The 16,859-nt window shown below is 67.5% G+C and carries 16 protein-coding genes; 14 read left to right on the top strand and 2 right to left on the bottom strand.

All coding sequences use genetic code 11. The features are described 5' to 3' along the window. Positions 1 to 51 precede the first annotated feature (51 nt). Positions 52 to 2,958 carry an excinuclease ABC subunit UvrA gene (gene uvrA / locus R4823_RS03745; RefSeq protein WP_087837525.1) on the top strand — a complete coding sequence of 969 codons (2,907 nt, stop codon included), beginning with the start codon at positions 52 to 54 and terminating at the stop codon, positions 2,956 to 2,958. 37 nt (positions 2,959 to 2,995) lie between these two features. On the opposite strand, the gene R4823_RS03740 is transcribed toward uvrA, so the two are convergent. Then, on the bottom strand, positions 2,996 to 3,535 hold the full coding sequence (locus R4823_RS03740) for an adenine phosphoribosyltransferase (protein WP_087837659.1): 540 nt from the start codon (positions 3,533 to 3,535) through the stop codon (positions 2,996 to 2,998). A gap of 211 nt (positions 3,536 to 3,746) precedes the next feature. On the opposite strand from R4823_RS03740, the gene R4823_RS03735 reads away from it, so the two are divergent. From R4823_RS03735 to R4823_RS03685, 11 genes are all read left to right on the top strand, one after another. After that, entirely contained in the window at positions 3,747 to 4,763 is a 1,017-nt protein-coding gene (locus R4823_RS03735; protein WP_087837524.1) for a KpsF/GutQ family sugar-phosphate isomerase, read from the top strand. Positions 4,764 to 4,768: 5 nt separating this feature from the next. Beyond that, on the top strand, positions 4,769 to 5,377 hold the full coding sequence (locus R4823_RS03730) for an HAD hydrolase family protein (protein WP_087837523.1): 609 nt from the start codon (positions 4,769 to 4,771) through the stop codon (positions 5,375 to 5,377). Continuing rightward, positions 5,374 to 5,991: an LPS export ABC transporter periplasmic protein LptC gene (gene lptC, locus R4823_RS03725; RefSeq protein WP_087837522.1), complete on the top strand. Its 618-nt coding sequence runs from the start codon at positions 5,374 to 5,376 to the stop codon at positions 5,989 to 5,991. The genes R4823_RS03730 and lptC overlap by 4 nt, the downstream gene beginning before the upstream one ends. A 7-nt stretch (positions 5,992 to 5,998) precedes the next feature. Next, positions 5,999 to 6,607, top strand: coding sequence for a lipopolysaccharide transport periplasmic protein LptA (gene lptA / locus R4823_RS03720; protein ID WP_132979081.1), 609 nt, complete (start codon positions 5,999 to 6,001; stop codon positions 6,605 to 6,607). Further along, positions 6,604 to 7,413, top strand: coding sequence for an LPS export ABC transporter ATP-binding protein (gene lptB, locus R4823_RS03715; RefSeq protein WP_087837520.1), 810 nt, complete (start codon positions 6,604 to 6,606; stop codon positions 7,411 to 7,413). The genes lptA and lptB overlap by 4 nt, the downstream gene beginning before the upstream one ends. A 9-nt stretch (positions 7,414 to 7,422) precedes the next feature. After that, entirely contained in the window at positions 7,423 to 8,898 is a 1,476-nt protein-coding gene (locus R4823_RS03710; protein WP_087837519.1) for an RNA polymerase factor sigma-54, read from the top strand. Between the two features lie 275 nt (positions 8,899 to 9,173). Next, positions 9,174 to 9,503, top strand: coding sequence for a ribosome-associated translation inhibitor RaiA (gene raiA, locus R4823_RS03705; protein ID WP_132979082.1), 330 nt, complete (start codon positions 9,174 to 9,176; stop codon positions 9,501 to 9,503). Positions 9,504 to 9,924: 421 nt separating this feature from the next. After that, a complete protein-coding gene (gene ptsN / locus R4823_RS03700; protein ID WP_087837517.1) occupies positions 9,925 to 10,401 on the top strand; it encodes a PTS IIA-like nitrogen regulatory protein PtsN in 477 nt (158 codons plus the stop codon). Positions 10,402 to 10,439: 38 nt separating this feature from the next. After that, entirely contained in the window at positions 10,440 to 11,372 is a 933-nt protein-coding gene (gene hprK / locus R4823_RS03695) for an HPr(Ser) kinase/phosphatase (RefSeq protein ID WP_338617491.1), read from the top strand. Positions 11,373 to 11,717: 345 nt separating this feature from the next. Then, entirely contained in the window at positions 11,718 to 12,635 is a 918-nt protein-coding gene (rapZ, locus tag R4823_RS03690; RefSeq protein ID WP_087837515.1) for an RNase adapter RapZ, read from the top strand. A 126-nt stretch (positions 12,636 to 12,761) separates the two neighbouring features. Beyond that, positions 12,762 to 13,748: a septal ring lytic transglycosylase RlpA family protein gene (locus R4823_RS03685; RefSeq protein ID WP_338619107.1), complete on the top strand. Its 987-nt coding sequence runs from the start codon at positions 12,762 to 12,764 to the stop codon at positions 13,746 to 13,748. Positions 13,749 to 13,763: 15 nt separating this feature from the next. Here R4823_RS03685 and R4823_RS03680 read toward each other — a convergent pair whose 3' ends face one another. Then, entirely contained in the window at positions 13,764 to 15,020 is a 1,257-nt protein-coding gene (locus R4823_RS03680; RefSeq protein WP_132979085.1) for an MFS transporter, read from the bottom strand. 173 nt (positions 15,021 to 15,193) lie between these two features. On the opposite strand from R4823_RS03680, the gene R4823_RS03675 reads away from it, so the two are divergent. Both R4823_RS03675 and R4823_RS03670 read left to right on the top strand, forming a co-directional pair. Then, entirely contained in the window at positions 15,194 to 15,862 is a 669-nt protein-coding gene (locus R4823_RS03675; protein WP_165963023.1) for a hypothetical protein, read from the top strand. Positions 15,863 to 15,942: 80 nt separating this feature from the next. Further along, positions 15,943 to 16,821, top strand: a complete 879-nt coding sequence (locus R4823_RS03670) for an IclR family transcriptional regulator (protein ID WP_176400661.1) — start codon at positions 15,943 to 15,945, stop codon at positions 16,819 to 16,821. The last annotated feature ends 38 nt before the right edge of the window (positions 16,822 to 16,859 follow it).

Genomic DNA, 16,859 nt, shown 5'->3' with positions numbered 1-16,859 from the left:
GGTTATATTACCAAGTTGGCTTTCGCCACCGCTCGCGTAAAGGTTTGCTTGATGGATGTCATCCGCATCAGGGGTGCGCGCACCCATAATCTGAAGAACGTCTCGCTGGAGTTGCCCCGCCACCAGCTTGTCGTGATCACTGGGCTATCCGGTTCGGGCAAATCCTCCCTGGCGTTCGATACCCTGTACGCGGAAGGCCAGCGGCGCTACGTGGAAAGCCTGTCCGCCTACGCCCGCCAGTTCCTGCAGTTGATGGACAAGCCCGAGGTCGATCTGATCGAGGGCCTGTCGCCGGCCATTTCCATCGAGCAGAAAGCCGCCAGCCACAACCCGCGCTCGACCGTGGGCACGGTCACGGAAATCCACGACTACCTGCGCCTGCTGTTCGCGCGGGTGGGCACGCCCTACTGCCCCGACCACCAATTGCCGCTGCAGGCGCAAAGCATCAGCCAGATGGTGGACATCACCCTGGCGCTGCCGGCCGAAAGCCGGTTGGCGATCCTGGCGCCGCTGGTACGCGACCGCAAGGGCAGCTTCGAGGACGAACTGGCCAGCCTGCAGGCCCAGGGCTTCGTGCGGGTGCGCGTGGACGGCCAGGTGCTGGACATCGACAGCGTCCCCCCGCTGAAGAAGACCGAGAAGCACAGCATCGACGTGGTGATCGACCGCCTGCGCGTGCGGCCCGAGGCCCAGCAGCGGCTGGCCGAGAGCTTCGAGACGGCCATCGGCCTGGCCGAGGGGCGGGCCATCGTGCTGGAGATGGACGCCGATGCCGATGGCCACGAACGCGAGCATCTGTTCTCCAGCCGCTATGCCTGTCCGGTATGCGGGCACAGCCTGCCGGAGCTCGAGCCCCGGCTGTTCAGCTTCAACAATCCCATCGGCGCCTGCCCCAGCTGCGACGGCATCGGCCACGTAGGCTTCTTCGATCCGAAACGGGTGGTGGCATTTCCCGAACTGAGCCTGGCCGGCGGCGCCATTCGCGGCTGGGACCGGCGCAACCCGTTCTACCATCAGTTGCTGACCAGCCTGGCGGCCTTCTACGACTTCGACGTGGACACGCCGTTCGAGGAACTGTCCGAGGACACCCAGCAGCGGGTGCTGTACGGCTCGGGCGACCAGGAAATCGCCTTCACCTACGTGAACGAGAAGGGACGCACGACCGTGCGCTCGCACCCTTTCGAGGGGGTGATTCCCAACCTCGAGCGCCGCTGGAAGGAAACCGACTCGGCCACGGTGCGCGAGGAACTGGGCAAGTACAGGAACGTGCGGACCTGCCCCGATTGCGGCGGCTCGCGGCTGCGCGCCGAGGCCCGCAACGTCCGCGTGGGCGAGGATGACCAGGGACGCGCGATCTACCAGCTGGAAGCCCTGCCGCTGTCCGACTGCCTGCACTGGTTCGAGGAACTGGCGCTGACCGGCGCCAAGCGCGAGATCGCCGACCGCATCGTGCGCGAGATTTCCGCCCGCCTGACCTTCCTGAACAACGTGGGGCTGAGCTACCTGTCGCTGGACCGCAGCGCCGATACCATCTCGGGCGGCGAGGCCCAGCGCATCCGCCTGGCCAGCCAGATCGGCTCGGGCCTGACCGGCGTGATGTACGTGCTGGACGAACCCTCCATCGGCCTGCACCAGCGCGACAACGACCGGCTGATCAGCACCCTGCGGCACCTGCGCAACCTCGGCAACAGCGTGATCGTGGTCGAGCACGACGAGGACATGATCCGCGAGGCCGACTGGGTCGTGGACATGGGCCCCGGCGCGGGCGAACACGGCGGGAAAGTCGTGGCGCAGGGATCGCCGGCCGACATCGTGGCCGACCCGCAGTCCCTGACCGGCCAATACCTCAGCGGCCAGAAGTCCATCGCCATCCCGCCCCGCCGGCCGGTGGCGGGCCAGGACGAACTGCCGTGGCTGGAGCTCAGGGGCTGTTCGGGCAACAACCTGAAAGGCGTGGACCTGCGCATCCCGGCGGGCCGCCTGGTCTGCATCACCGGGGTCTCGGGCTCGGGCAAGTCGACCCTGATCAACGACACGCTCGTCAACGTGGTCTCGCGCCACCTGTACAACAGCCAGACCGAGCCCGCGCCCTACGAGTCCATCGAGGGGCTGGAGCATTTCGACAAGATCATCAGCGTCGACCAGAGCCCGATCGGCCGCACGCCGCGCAGCAACCCGGCCACCTACACCGGCCTGTTCACCCCGATACGGGAGCTGTTCGCGGGCGTGCCGGAAGCCCGCGCCCGCGGCTACGATCCCGGCCGCTTCAGCTTCAACGTCAAGGGCGGCCGCTGCGAGGCCTGCCAGGGCGACGGCGTGGTCAAGGTGGAGATGCACTTCCTGCCCGACATCTACGTCCCCTGCGACGTCTGCCATGGCAGCCGCTACAACCGCGAAACGCTGGAAATCCGCTACCGCGGCCGCAACATCAGCGAGGTGCTGGACCTGACCGTCGAGCAGGCCCTGGAGTATTTCGAGGCCGTGCCGGCCATCGCCCGGCGGCTGCAGACGCTGATCGACGTGGGGCTGGGCTACATCCGCCTGGGACAAAGCGCCACCACCCTGTCGGGCGGCGAGGCGCAGCGGGTCAAGCTGTCACAGGAACTGTCCAAGCGCGGCACCGGCCGCACCCTTTACATCCTGGACGAACCCACCACCGGCCTGCATTTCCACGACATCTCGCTGCTGCTGGAAGTGATCGGGCACCTGGTGGACGCCGGCAACACCGTGGTCGTGATCGAGCACAACCTGGACGTCATCAAGACCGCGGACTGGATCATCGACATGGGTCCGGAAGGCGGCGACGGCGGCGGCAGCATCGTGGCCCAGGGCACGCCCGAGGAGATCGCGCAGGCGCCCGGCAGCCATACCGGCAGCTATCTGAAGAAATTCCTGGCCGCCGGCGCCCCTTCCGCGCCGGCCAGGGCGGCGCGCGCGCCCCGGCGCAAGGCCGGCTGACGCGCCAGGCCCGGCCGGCCCCCGAAGGCCGGGCCGCTTACTCGTCGAATTCGCAGACGGTGTAGAGGTTCAGTCCCGAATCGCGTATCGCCTTCGATCCGCCCAACCGCGGCAGGTCGATGACGGCGGCCGCCTCGACCACGTTGGCCCCCAGCCGCTGCAGCAGCTTCATGCCGGCCAGCATGGTGCCGCCGGTGGCGACCAGGTCGTCCACCAGCACGACCCGTTGCCCGGGGCGCACGGCGTCGGCATGCATCTCCACCGTCGAACTGCCGTATTCCAGGGCATATTGCTCGGCGATGGTGTCGTAGGGAAGCTTGCCCTTCTTGCGCACGGGCACGAAACCGAGGTTCAGCTCGTGCGCGATCACGCTGCCCACGATGAATCCCCGCGCATCGATGCCCGCCACCAGGTCCAGGCGCTGGTTCATGTAGCGGTAGACGAACAGCTCGATCAGCACGCGGAAGCTGCGCGGGTCCTGCAGCAGCGGCGTGATGTCCCGGAACTGCACGCCGGGCTCGGGCCAGTCGGGCACCGTGCGTATGCGGTCTCGGATGTAGTTCGGGTCCAGGAACATGGCGGGCTCGGACAGGAAGGAATCGGAGGAAACCGGGATGGGAGGCCCCGGCGACACAGGACGCCACTGTAACGCAAAGAGCGTGAAGCAAGGATCGTGCCCTTGCTACTATACTGGTAGATCATCGCAATTGAATGACCGTTGCCGCGCAAGGCGACACGAGGCGCGTTTTTCGCTGCCCGCCCTTCCACGGTACCGGCTCAGACCCATCATGAACACCTCAGACAACGGCACGTCCAACGTATACGTTCCCGGCGCTTCCGGCCCCGTCGACATCATCGATTCGGCCCGCAGCACCCTGGCGGTGGAAATCGAGGCGCTCAAGGCCCTGTCCAGCCGCCTGGACCGCACGTTCGTGCGCGCGGTCGACATCCTGCTGGCCTGCCCCGGACGCGTGGTGGTCAGCGGCATCGGCAAGTCCGGGCACATCGCCCGCAAGGTCGCCGCCACGTTCGCCTCGACCGGCACGCCGGCCTTCTTCGTCCACGCGGCCGAGGCCGTCCACGGCGACCTGGGCATGATCACCGCCAACGACGTGCTGGTCACGATATCGTATTCGGGCACGACGGCCGAACTGCTGACCATCGTGCCCGTCGTCAAGCGCCTGGGATCGCCGCTGATCGCGATCACCGGCAACCCGGATTCCGAACTGGCCCAGCTCGCCGACGTGCACCTGGACGCCAGCGTGCCCCAGGAAGCCTGCCCGCTGAACCTCGCCCCCACCGCCAGCACCACGACCGCGCTGGCGCTGGGCGACGCGCTGGCGGTGGCCTGCCTCGAGGCGCGCGGCTTCGGCCCAGAGGATTTCGCCCGGTCCCACCCGGGCGGCGCCCTGGGCCGCCGCCTGCTGACCCATGTCAGCGACGTCATGCGCACCGGCAAGGACCTGCCCATCGTGCCGGTCACGGCCTCGGTCACCGAAGCCCTGGTGGAAATCACCCGCAAGAGCATGGGCATGACCGCAGTCCTCGACGGCGACCGGGTGGTCGGCATCTTCACCGATGGCGACCTGCGCCGCCTGATCGAGCGCGAAGGCGACATCCGCAACCTGACCGTGGTCGCCGGCATGACGCGCAACCCCCTTCACATCGGTCCTGACGCGCTCGCCACCGAGGCAGCCGCGCTGATGGACGACAACCGCAAGAACCAGTTGCTGGTGCTCGACGCCACCGGCAGGCTGGTCGGCGCCCTCCATACCCACGACCTGATGGCAGCAAAGGTGCTCTGAGTTCCATGGCGATCCCCCTCACTCCCCATCCGGCCGAAGCCCTGATCCTGGCCCGCGTGCCGCAAGACGTGCGCGAACGCGTCTCCCGGCTGCGACTGATGATCTTCGACGTCGACGGCGTCCTGACCGACGGCCGCCTCTACTACGGCGAGCACGGCGAGACCGTGAAGCGCTTCCATGCGCTGGACGGCTTCGGGCTGCGCATGCTGCACGAAAGCGGCATCGAGGTCGTGTTCATGACCGGGCGCGACTCGCCCACCGTATCGCGGCGCGCCGCCGAGCTGGGCATCTCCGAGGTCCAGCAGGGCGTGCGCGACAAGAGCGCGGCCGTGACCGCGCTGGCGCAGCGCTGCAACGTCGAGCTGGACGCGGTCGGCTTTATGGGCGACGACATCATCGACCTGGCCGCCATGCAGCGCGTGGGCTTCGCCGCCAGCGTGGCGGAAGCGCCGGTCTACGTCGCCCAGGCCGCCCACTGGGTGGCCACCCGCCCCGCCGGAGATGGCGCGGCACGCGAGTGCTGCGACCTGATCCTGGCCGCGCAGGGCCGGCTGGGCGGCTACATCACCAGCCGCACCCGCACGACCATCACCGCCGGATCCTCTCCCCAATGAAAGACCGACTCGCCTCCGGGGTATCGATCGCGCTGCTGGCCGCCCTGGTGGCCGGCACGTGGTGGGCGGCCGACTATGCCAAGCGGGCGGTCAAGGAAGATCCTCCGCGCCGGCTGACCCACGAGATCGACTCCTTCGTCGAGCAGTTCGTCATGGTCCGCAGCGACGAGCACGGCATGCCGATGACGCGCATGGAAGGCGACCGGCTGGAGCACTACCCGGACGACGACTCCTCGGAAGTCACGCAGTTCCGCGCGGTCAGCCAGCGCACCGAGCGGCCGACCATGACGGCGACCTCGCAGCACGCCAGGATGGACCAGGACGGCGCGCGCGTGGTCATGCGCGGCGACGTCCAGTTGCGGAGGCTGGCCGGGCAGGGACGTCCCGAGCTCGACATACGCAGCGAGGAAGTCACCCTGCTGCCCGACGAGGATGTCGCCTACACGGACCTGCCCGCCACCGTGGTCAACGGCACCACGCGCATACAGGGACGCGGCATGCGCTACGACAACGTCTCGCGCGAACTGAAGGTCAACGAGCAGACGCGGGTGCAGATCGTGCCGGGCAGCACGCGGCCGGCCGCTCCCTCGGCCCGACAGCCATCCAAAGGATAGAAACACCGTGCCACATCACCGATTTTCCCGATACGCCGCCCAGGCCATGCTCGCCCTGGCGGCCCTCGCCTGCGGCGCCCAGGCGCTCGCGGCCGCCGCCGACCGCAACCAGCCGACGACGGTGGATGCCGACGCGCTGCGCTACGACGACCTGAAGCAGACCAGCATCTTCACCGGCAACGTCGTGCTGACCAAGGGCTCGCTGATCCTGCGCGCCGACCGCCTCGAGCTGCGCGAGGACGCCGAGGGCTACCAGTTCGGCGTCGCCACCGCCAACGGCGGCAAGCTGGTCAACGTGCGCCAGCGGCGCGAAGGCACGGACGAATACGTCGAGGGCGTGGCCGAACGCGTCGAGTACGACGGACGCGGCGAGCTGATCCATTTCATCTCGAAGGCGGTCGTCAAGCGCCTGGCCTGCGAACAGATGGTCGACGAAGTGCGCGGCCAGCGCGTGACCTACAACCAGCGCACCGATACCTACACCGCCACCGGCGGGCCGCAAGCCCCGACGTCCAACCAGCGCGTGCGCACCATCATCCAGCCGCGCGGCCAGACGGCCGCCGGCGCGCCGGCGGCGGGCTGCGGCGCCCCGACCTCGGGCAAGGCGGCACAATGAACGCGCCGCTCGTCGAGGCCGGAACGCCGGCCGGGGCGCCGCGCGCCGAAGAGTCCGCCCGGGGCGACGGCCGCCTGCGGGCCGAAGGCCTGCGCAAGTCCTATCAAGGACGCACGGTGGTCAAGAACGTGTCGCTGCACGTGGACGGCGGCGAGGTGGTGGGACTGCTGGGCCCCAACGGCGCGGGCAAGACCACCTGCTTCTACATGATCGTCGGACTGGTGCCCGCCGACGCCGGCAGCATAGATATCGATCGCGTCTCGGTCACCAGCCTGCCCATCCACAAGCGCGCGCGGCTGGGGCTTTCCTACCTGCCCCAGGACGCCTCGGTCTTCCGCCGGCTCAACGTCGAACAGAACATCCGCGCGGTGCTCGAGCTGCAGCGCAACGAACAGGGCGCGCCGCTGGACGCGAAACAGGTGAACGAAAGCCTGGAATCGCTGCTGGACGAATTGCAGATCGGACACATCCGCAGCAACGCCGCAATCTCGCTGTCCGGCGGCGAACGCCGCCGCGTCGAGATCGCGCGCGCGCTCGCCACCAATCCGCGCTTCATCCTGCTGGACGAACCCTTCGCCGGCGTGGACCCCATCGCCGTCATCGAGATCCAGCGCATCGTGCGCTTCCTCAAGGGACGCGGCATAGGCGTGCTCATCACCGATCACAACGTGCGCGAGACCCTGGGCATCTGCGACCGCGCCTACATCATCAGCGACGGCACGGTACTGGCCAGCGGACACCCCGAGGAGATCGTCGGCGATCCGGCCGTGCGGCGGGTCTACCTCGGAGAACACTTCCGCATGTAAGCGGTGCCCATGCTCAAACCCGGACTCCAACTTCGCACCTCCCAGCACCTGGCGCTGACGCCGGCGCTGCAGCAGTCGATCAAGCTGCTGCAGCTGTCGACCCTCGAACTCGAGCACGAGATCGAGCAGATCCTGCAAGAGAACCCGCTGCTCGAACGCGAGGACGATCCCGTGGCGGCTACGCTGCGGGTCGACGCCGACGGCAGCATGCACACGACCGCGCCCGCCGCGCCGGAAGCCGACGGGGAACCCGGCGGCGAGACCGTGGAAGCCCCGACGCCGGCCGACGCCGGCGACGGACCGGACCTGCCCGACATGCCGGAGCTGCACCGCCCCGGCGGCGAACACGACGACGACACCGCGCCGCAACTGGCCGCGCCCGACGCGTCGCTGCGCGAGCACCTGCTGGGCCAGCTCGCGCTCACGCAGGCCACGCCGCGCGATGCGGCGCTGGTGACGGCGCTGGTCGACGAGCTGGACGACAACGGCTATCTGGACGTGTCGCTGGAAGAGCTCGCCGCGCTGTTCCCGCCCGAGCTGGAAATCGACGCCGACGAACTGCGCTCCGCGCTGGGGCTGCTCCAGTCCTTCGACCCTGCCGGCGTGGGCGCCCGCAACATCTCCGAATGCCTCTGCCTGCAATTGCGCACGCCGGACCTCGACTGCCTGCCCGAGGCCCGCGATGCCGAGGTGCTGGCGCTGGCCCGCCAGATCGCGGCCCAGCACCTGCCCCTGCTGGGTGCGCGTGACTACGCCAAGCTGCGCAAGGCGCTGGGCTGCAACGACGACCAGTTGCGCGCGGCCCAGAGCCTGATCCGCCGGCTCGACCCCCGGCCCGGTTCGCGCTATTCGTCGCCCGCGGCGGACTACGTCGTGCCCGACGTGATCGTGCGCAAGGTCGGCAACCAGTGGCGCGCGACGCTCAACGGCGAAGCCATGCCGCGGCTGCGCATCAACCAGATGTACGCGCAGATCCTGAAATCGGAACGCAGCTCGGCCCATCCCGGGCTGTCCTCGCAGCTGCAGGAGGCGCGCTGGCTGATACGCAATGTCCAGCAACGCTTCGACACCATCCTGCGCGTGGCCCAGGCCATCGTCGACCGGCAGCAGGGTTTCCTCAACCATGGCGAAGTCGCCATGCGGCCTCTTGTATTACGCGAAATAGCAGATACACTAGGCTTGCATGAGTCGACGATCTCACGCGTCACTACGCAGAAATACATGCTTACCCCCCTGGGGACTTTCGAGCTCAAGTATTTCTTCGGCAGCCACGTCGCCACGGAGACCGGAGGAGCGGCATCGTCCACGGCGATCCGTGCGCTGATCAAGCAACTCATTGGTGCGGAGGATCCTACCCAGCCACTATCCGACAGCCAACTTGCGCAGACGCTGGGGGAGCAGGGTATCGTCGTGGCCCGCCGCACGGTGGCCAAATACCGCGAAGCGCTCAAGATTCCGCCGGTTTCGCTGCGTAAGAGCATCTAGTACGGATCGCGCCCGCGCGGCATCGCATGCCGCGTATCCATCACCCAATCGCGATGCTAGGGTTAGACCGTACTTGAAAGCCCCGGATAAAGGCTCATCTTTATAGCAACCGCTGAAAACGCATGTGCCAGCCACTTCGATTGCGTGGCGACATCCGGAACATCGGAGCGACGCAAGCAAAGTGGCACGCTCGTGCCACAAGCGCCCATGCCCTGCGGACATGGGCGCGGGCTCCGGGGAAGTCTCCCGGTACATTGCTTCAAGGAGGGCTTTACATGAATCTGAGCATCAGCGGACATCACCTCATCGTGACCCCTGCCATACGTGAGTACGTCCTGAACAAGCTCACGCGGGTGCTGAGGCATTTCGATCACGTCATCGATATCCAGGTGCTGCTTTCCGTGGAAAAACTGCGCCACAGCGCGGAAATCACCATGCATCTCCGAGGCAAGGACGTCCATTGCGAGGCCCAAGAAGAAAATCTATACGCGGCCATCGATGCCCTTGTCGATAAAGTCGACCGCCAGGTCATCAAGTACAAGGACAAGGTCCAGCGACCTCGGGTCGAGGAAGCAATAAAAAGAATTCCCCCCCCTACGCCCTGAAAGGAAGCCCACCCCCTACGCGCTTCGCGCGCCCCCTCAAGGGGGCGGCACTGGCGGACCGGCAAAGCCGGATCCGCTGTGCCCTGGGGGTAAACATCGGTCGGCGGGGAAAGGAGGCTTTTCCCGCCGTTGTAACGTTTAAGGGATGGGTTTGCGTCCAGTTAGCCGTGATCGGGATCGAGAAATGCCGCGCTGCGCCATGGTTTTCGAGGGACTGTGTAGGGTCCCGGGTGGGCGCTTCCTTCGTGGGACGAGGGCATGTGATGCCGGGTCGGGATACGGACGGGTTGTTTGCGGGGCACAAAAGTGCCGCTTTCCGTGACAGAACCGGGCCGGTGGCTATAATCGACGTCCATCTCCAAAAGATGTCGCCTGGTCCATCTATTGTGCGAATTTGTATCGCCCGACCGGCGCATACGTTATGAATCTGATCTCGCGGATACTCCCCCCTTCGAACGTGCTGCTTGATCTGGAAGTCACCAGCAAGAAGCGCGTTTTCGAACAAGTCGGCCTTTTGTTCGAGAACAATCACGGCATCGCCCGCTCGGTGGTGTTCGACAGCCTGTTCGCGCGCGAACGGCTCGGCTCGACCGGCCTGGGGCAAGGCGTTGCCGTGCCGCACGGCCGCATCAAGGGACTGACAGATGCCGTGGCCGCCTTCGTGCGCCTGGCCCAGCCCATCAATTTCGACGCCCCCGATGGCAAGCCGGTGCAGATGCTGGTGTTCCTGCTGGTGCCCGAGCAGGCTACGCAGGTACACCTGGAAATCCTGTCCGAGCTGGCGCAGATGCTGTCCAACCGCGCGCTGCGCGAGGCCCTGGCCACCGAACCGTCGGCCAGCGCGATCCATTCGCTGCTGACCCACTGGGAGCCGGCCCAGTCCGACGCCGCGGTCTGACCCGGCGGGCCCGGCCGGCCGCCTTCTCCGTGTGCCCCATGCTTACTATCGAAAAACTGGTCGACGAGAACACCGACAAGATTTCCTTGAGCTGGCTGGCCGGGCGCTCGAACGCGAATCGCTCGCCGCTGCCCGACACCTGCCTGGCCGCCGCCGACCTGGTCGGCCACCTGAACCTCATCCACCCGTCGCGCATCCAGGTCTTCGGCCACGAGGAACTGGCGTTCTATGCCCGGCTGGAAGCACGCCGACGCGCCCACCACCTGGACGAGCTGCTGGCCAGCGGCGTGCCGGCCATCATCATGGCCGACGGCCTGGCCGCGCCGGCCGACCTGCTGGAGCACTGCGAACAGCGCGGCGTGCCGCTGCTGGCATCGCCCCGCTCGGCGGCTCAGGTCATCGACCTCCTGCGCATCTACCTGGGCAAGAAGCTCGCCCCCGTCACCACCGTCCACGGCGTATTCATGGACGTGCTCGGCATGGGCGTGCTGATCTCCGGCGAATCCGGCCTGGGCAAGAGCGAGCTTGCGCTCGAACTGATCTCCCGCGGCCACGGCCTGGTGGCCGACGACGCGGTGGAGTTCTCCCGCATCGCGCCCAACATCATCGAAGGCCGCTGCCCCCCGCTGCTGCAGAACATGCTGGAAGTGCGAGGCCTGGGCCTGCTGGACATCCGCGCGATCTTCGGCGAGACCTCGGTGCGCCGGAAGATGAAGCTCAAGATCATCGTCCACCTGGTCCGCACCACCTCGCCCGAAGCCAATTTCGAACGCCTCCCCCTCCAGGCCCTGACGCAGGACGTGCTGGCCCTGCCCATACGCAAGGTCGTCCTGCCGGTGGCCGCCGGCCGCAACCTGGCCGTACTGGTCGAAGCCGCGGTGCGCAACGCCATCCTGCAACTGCGTGGCATCGACACCATGACCGAATTCATGGAACGGCAGATGGACGCGATCCAGAACGGCGAGGGGTAGAGGCCCCCCCCTACGCCCTTCGGGCGCAAGGGAAGCCCACCCCCTACCCGCTTGCGCGGGCCCCCTCAAGGGGGCGATGCGGGTGGACCGGCGGAGCCGGATCCACCGCATCCTGGGTCTGGTGCCGCTATCTTGGTTTGTGGCACCGTTGCTTCGCTGGCTGCCAGCGGTAGCAACAGTGCTTCGATCCAAGATAGTTTCCCTAGACCCAGGAAACCGCGGATCCGGCTTTGCCGGTCCGCCGGTTTCGCCCCCTGGGGGGCGCGCGAAGCGCGTAGGGGGGCGACGAATGTGCGTTATTGTTCAGGCTTCGATGAATGAACCTCCTACGAGGCAAAGCCTGCTGTGTTACGTGTCGTTTTCATCACCGGTATCTCGGGCTCGGGCAAGTCCGTGGCTCTTCGTACCCTGGAGGATGCCGGCTACAACTGCGTCGACAATCTTCCGGTCCGCTTTCTTCACGATTTCATCGCGGCCGCGCACGATGAAGGGCTGCAGCGTGTCGGGGTGTCCATCGATGCGCGTTCCAGCGGGGCCATCGCCAGCCTGCCCGGCACCATCAATGCGCTGCGCGCGCTGGGCACCGAGATCCGCGTAGTGTTCCTGGACGCCGATACCGGCACGCTGGTGCAGCGCTATTCGGAATCGCGCCGCCGCCATCCGCTGACCGACAAGCTGTTCCACGAAGGCGTGGCGCCCTCGGTCGAAGCCTGTATCGCGCACGAGCGGGAGTTGCTGGGGCCGCTGCGCGAACTGGGGCACGTCATCGACACCACGGGGCTGACGCCCTCGCAACTGCGGTCCTGGGTGCGCAACGTGGTGCAGGCCGATACCGTGCCGCTGGTCCTGACCTTCGAATCGTTCGCGTTCAAGGAAAGCGTGCCGCTGGACGCGGACCTGATGTTCGACGTGCGCTGCCTGCCCAACCCCCACTACGACCCGGTCCTGCGGCCGTTGACGGGGCGGGACGCCCCGGTGGCGAACTTCCTGGCAGCCATTCCCAGCGTGGGGCGCATGATCGACGACATCGCCGCCTTCATCCGCACCTGGTTGCCGGAGTACATGCAGGACACGCGCAGCTACCTGACGGTGGCCATAGGCTGTACGGGCGGGACGCACCGGTCGGTCTACGTGGTGGAGCAACTGGCCGCCATGTTCGCGGGCCAGGGACAGGTGCTGGTGCGCCACCGTGCACAAAAGCAGTTCGACCTTTATGATCCGGGCGGTGGCCCCACCGAGGCGCCGCCGCTTGCCAGACCTTAGCATTCAGGACCCTAGACGATGAAGCAGACCGACCGGCTTCCCTTGCCTGGCGCGCGCCCCACCACCAGCCGCCCACCGCGCGGAAGGACCGAAGGCCCCCTGCTCCTGGCGGCGGTCTGCGCAGCGATGCTGCTGGCCGCTTGCGGCACCACGCCCAAGGGGTCCTCGGGTTCGCGCGGCGGCGGCTACTACAAGGACGACGGTCCGCCGTCCAACCCGCCCGCCAACCTGGATCTCGTGCCCGACCCGCTGCCGGCCGTCGAGCCGCTGGCCAGCGGCGCCAACAAGCCCTATGTGATCTTCGGCAAGCGCTACGTGCCCGACACGTCCATGCAGCCCTACAAGGTGCGCGGGATCGCGTCGTGGTACGGGCGCAAGTTCCATGGCGCGCGCACGTCGAACGGCGAGATCTACGACATGTACGCGATGACCGCGGCCCACACCACGCTGCCCATCCCCAGCTACGCCCGCGTCACGCGGGTCGGGACGGGCAAGTCGGTGATCGTGCGCGTGAACGACCGCGGCCCCTTCCACAGCGACCGCATCATCGACCTTTCCTACACGGCCGCCTACAAGCTGGGCCTGCTCTCACAGGGCAGCGGAGAGGTCGAGGTCGAGTGGCTGGGACCGGAGGAAATCGCCAGGATCCGCAGCGAGCGAGGCAGCGCCCCCATGCTGGCCGCCGCCCCCACGCCGGCGGCCGAAGCCGAGGTGGTCGCCATTCCGGTGGCCACGCAGGCGCCGGCCAGCCAGATACGGGAACTGCCGCCGCTGGCGTCCGCCTCGCCGGACGGCACCGCCATGCAGGCAGTCCCTCGTCCCATGGCGAGCGGCGTGCAGGTCCCCTTGGCCGCCACCACGCCGGTGGTCTCGGCGCCGCAATCGGGCATCTTCCTGCAAGTAGGCGCCTTCAGCGGCCAGCGCAACGCCGAAGATCTGGCGGCCCGGATCCGGTCCCAGCTGGGGGAGCAGGCCGAACCGCTGCGCATCGTGAACACCGACAGCCTGCACCGCGTGCACCTGGGCCCCTACCCCTCGCGCGAGAGCGCGCTGGCGGCCGCGCAGCGCGTGCAGGCGCGGCTGGACATCGCCCCGGTCATCGTCGTGCGCTGACCGGGCGCGCGATCGCTATTCCAGTTCGCCGCCTTTGGTCTCGGGCAGGAAGAAATACACGATGACCGCGGCCAGCGCGAAGAACCCGGCAGTGGCGCCCAGGGCGCTCGCCACGCCGTGGGTGGCCGAGAAGAACCCCACGGCGGCCGGCGCCAGCGCGCTGGTGGCCCGGCCGGTGTTGTAGATGAAGCCCTGGGCGGTCGCGCGGATACTGGTCGGGAACAGTTCGGCGAAGGTGGGCGCGAAACCGCTGTAGAAGCCCGTGCCCACGAACGCGACCAGCGGCCCGAACGCCAGCAGCACCAGGCTGGACTCGATCTGCACGTACAGCGGCACGCACACGGCCGACAGCAGGAAGAACAGGATGAAGGCCATGCGGCGGCCGATCCGGTCGGCGATGTAGCCGAAGCAGACGAAACCCAGCGCCGCGCCCACCTGCATGATGACGATCCAGGTCGTGGACTTGGTCAGGTCCAGGCCGGCGCCCCCTGCGCTGACGGGCGTCGCGAGATAGGTGGGAATCCAGGTAAACAAGCCCCAGTAGCCGCACATGGCGGCGGCCGTGAACGCCAGGCCGACCACCGTGCTGCGCAGATGCTGCCCGAACAGCAGCTTCAGGGTCGCCCCGACGCCCAGGCGCTCTTTCTGGCCCGCCCAGATTTCAGGCTCGGACGCATGGCGGCGCACCCAGAACGCGAACAGCGCGGGCGCCAGTCCGACGGCGAACACCCAGCGCCAGCCCAGCGTGGGCAATACCAGCGCCGCGACGATGGCGGCCAGCGCGTAGCCCGCCGCGAAGGCACTCTGCACCCAGGCCATCACCTTGCCGCGGTGCTTGGCCGGCCACGTCTCGGTGACCAGGGCCGCGCCCGCCGACCATTCCCCGCCGACCCCCAGTCCCAGCAGGAAGCGGAAGATCAGCAGCTGCGTGACGTTCTGCGAGAACCCGCACAGGGCCGTGCCGATGGAATAGCACGCGATGCTGAGCACCAGCGACCGCGTGCGGCCCAGCCGGTCGGCCAGGAAACCGAAGATCAGACCGCCGAAGGCCGTGGCCAGCAGCGTCATCGAGGCGATGACCCCGGCCGCGCCGCTGTCGAAATTCAATTCGGCCCGCATGTGCGTGATCACCATGGCAAACAGCATCAGATCCATGATGTCCAGCATCCAGCCTATGTAGGCCGAACCGAACGCGCGCCATTGTTCCTTGGTACGCCCTACGTACCATTTTTCCTGGGCCACGCCGGATAGCGAGGTCGCGGAGGATGCCATGCTTCGTCTCCTTGGTGTATCGATAAACGATACAAACGTATCGATAAATATTCTATCCGAATATTCCCAAGCCATGCATTCATGGTTTACGATAAATGATACGAACGTATTGTTTATCGATACAAATGGTCCGTTGCCCGGCATGGGGCCGGCCATATCTTCAGGAGTCATCCATGCGCAGTTTCATCATCAGGCTTTACGAAGACCGCATCCCCGCCGGCCACGCGCCGGTCTACCTGCCGCGGATGCCGCGGTCGGTCTACGTGGTGCAGGGCGGGATCACGGTAGAGTTCTCGGACGGCACCCAGCACCAGCGCCAGGAATCGGCCTGGGTCGGGCAGGACCAGATCGCGCTGGTGGCGGGCGAGGAAGACGCCGTGCTGTGGCGCTGGGAACTGGTGGCGCCCGATGCTCCCGCGGGCACGCTGCGCAGCGCCCCGGGCGCCACGTCCACCCTCAAGCTGCAACAGGAAATCGAGCTGGACAGCCAGTTCGACTGGCTGATGCGCTGCGACCGCGTCGACTTCCCGCCCGGCGGCGTGGCGCTGACGCACGTGCACCAGGGCCCCGGCATACGCTGTTGCCTGAAGGGCGAAATCACCATCGAGACCCAGGGCAAGACCACGGTGCATCCGGCAGGCTCGGCGTGGTTCGAGCTCGGCCACGCCCCGGTCCTGGCGCCCACCACCGAGGCCACGGACACCAGCTTCATCCGCTGCTTCATCCTGCCCCAGGGATGCCGCCTGCGCAGTTCCCTGCGCTATGTTCTGCCGGAAGACGCCGGCAAGCCCAAGCGTCAGCATTATCATGTGTACGGCGAGCGCATGCTGACCCTGCCCTGACGGGCGCTTCCCGGCCCAGGCACGGGGCGGGCATGCGTCCATCGAGAATCCACCGGCCTTGCCAAGACACGCTTCGATCCATGCATCCCCCCGCCCCGGACCTTCTTCCCTCCGACGCCACCGCACCCGCCGCGGACGACGCCCAGACCGGCCATGCGCTGCCGACCTCGGGCGACGAGGCCGCGATCTCGTCGACCTCGGTCATCTCCCTGCGCATCCTGGAATTGATGGCGGCCCAGGGCACCGAATGCGGGGTCACGGAACTGGCCGAACTGCTCGGAATGCCCAAGGCGCGCGTGCATCGCCACCTGTCCGCCCTGCGCCAGCAGGGCTACGTCACGCAGAACAAGCGCACCAGCCGCTACCGCGTGGGCTGGCGCCTGTTCCTGCTGGGACGCAAGCTGGTGCAGCAGTTCGACGTCGTATCGCTGGCCAAGCCCATCATGGAAGACCTGCGCAACCGCGTCGGGCAGACCATCGTCATCACCACCTTCGATCCCAACAAGGTCGTCGTGCTGGACGTCGTGCGCGGCCGCAGCGCGCTGGAAATCCTGCTCAGTCCCGGCACGCAGTTCCCCGGCTTCCACACCGTGGCGCAGGGCAAGGTCGTGCTGGCCTTCGGTCCGCCGTCGCTGCGCGACGCGATGCTGTCCCAGCCCCTGGCGGCCAGCACGCCCAAGACCATCACCGACCCCGACCGCCTGCGCGCCGAGATCCAGCTCGTGCGCCAGCGCGGCTGGGCCGAGGCGCCCGAGGAAATCTTCACCGGCATCAACGCCCTGGCGGCGCCGATCTTCCAGGCCGACGGCTCGCTGTTCGGCGCGCTGGCCATCGTCGCCTCGATCCACTACCTGCCGGCGCGGGCCCATCCGGATACCGTGCGGGAGCTGATGCAGGCGGCCGCCGCGGTGTCCGCCGTGCTGGGCGCGGGCCAGGCGGGCGCGGCCGCGCCGGGCTGAGACCGGGACACGCCTGTCCTACCGGCGCGCCGGCGCCC

The organism is Pigmentiphaga sp. CHJ604, assembly GCF_036972535.1.
GTDB lineage: Bacteria > Pseudomonadota > Gammaproteobacteria > Burkholderiales > Burkholderiaceae_B > Pigmentiphaga > Pigmentiphaga daeguensis.
The sequence above is the reverse complement of the archived record's forward strand: the minus strand, read 5'-3'. Positions and strand labels throughout refer to the sequence as shown.

Excerpts from the sequence above, each read along its gene's own strand:
- uvrA (WP_087837525.1), top strand. The coding sequence starts at position 52 with ATGGATGTCATCCGCATCAGGGGTGCGCGCACCCATAATCTGAAGAAC.
- R4823_RS03740 (WP_087837659.1), bottom strand. The coding sequence starts at position 3,535 with ATGTTCCTGGACCCGAACTACATCCGAGACCGCATACGCACGGTGCCC.
- R4823_RS03735 (WP_087837524.1), top strand. The coding sequence starts at position 3,747 with ATGAACACCTCAGACAACGGCACGTCCAACGTATACGTTCCCGGCGCT.
- R4823_RS03730 (WP_087837523.1), top strand. The coding sequence starts at position 4,769 with ATGGCGATCCCCCTCACTCCCCATCCGGCCGAAGCCCTGATCCTGGCC.
- lptC (WP_087837522.1), top strand. The coding sequence starts at position 5,374 with ATGAAAGACCGACTCGCCTCCGGGGTATCGATCGCGCTGCTGGCCGCC.
- lptB (WP_087837520.1), top strand. The coding sequence starts at position 6,604 with ATGAACGCGCCGCTCGTCGAGGCCGGAACGCCGGCCGGGGCGCCGCGC.
- R4823_RS03710 (WP_087837519.1), top strand. The coding sequence starts at position 7,423 with ATGCTCAAACCCGGACTCCAACTTCGCACCTCCCAGCACCTGGCGCTG.
- raiA (WP_132979082.1), top strand. The coding sequence starts at position 9,174 with ATGAATCTGAGCATCAGCGGACATCACCTCATCGTGACCCCTGCCATA.
- ptsN (WP_087837517.1), top strand. The coding sequence starts at position 9,925 with ATGAATCTGATCTCGCGGATACTCCCCCCTTCGAACGTGCTGCTTGAT.
- hprK (WP_338617491.1), top strand. The coding sequence starts at position 10,440 with ATGCTTACTATCGAAAAACTGGTCGACGAGAACACCGACAAGATTTCC.
- R4823_RS03685 (WP_338619107.1), top strand. The coding sequence starts at position 12,762 with ATGCTGCTGGCCGCTTGCGGCACCACGCCCAAGGGGTCCTCGGGTTCG.
- R4823_RS03680 (WP_132979085.1), bottom strand. The coding sequence starts at position 15,020 with ATGGCATCCTCCGCGACCTCGCTATCCGGCGTGGCCCAGGAAAAATGG.
- R4823_RS03675 (WP_165963023.1), top strand. The coding sequence starts at position 15,194 with ATGCGCAGTTTCATCATCAGGCTTTACGAAGACCGCATCCCCGCCGGC.
- R4823_RS03670 (WP_176400661.1), top strand. The coding sequence starts at position 15,943 with ATGCATCCCCCCGCCCCGGACCTTCTTCCCTCCGACGCCACCGCACCC.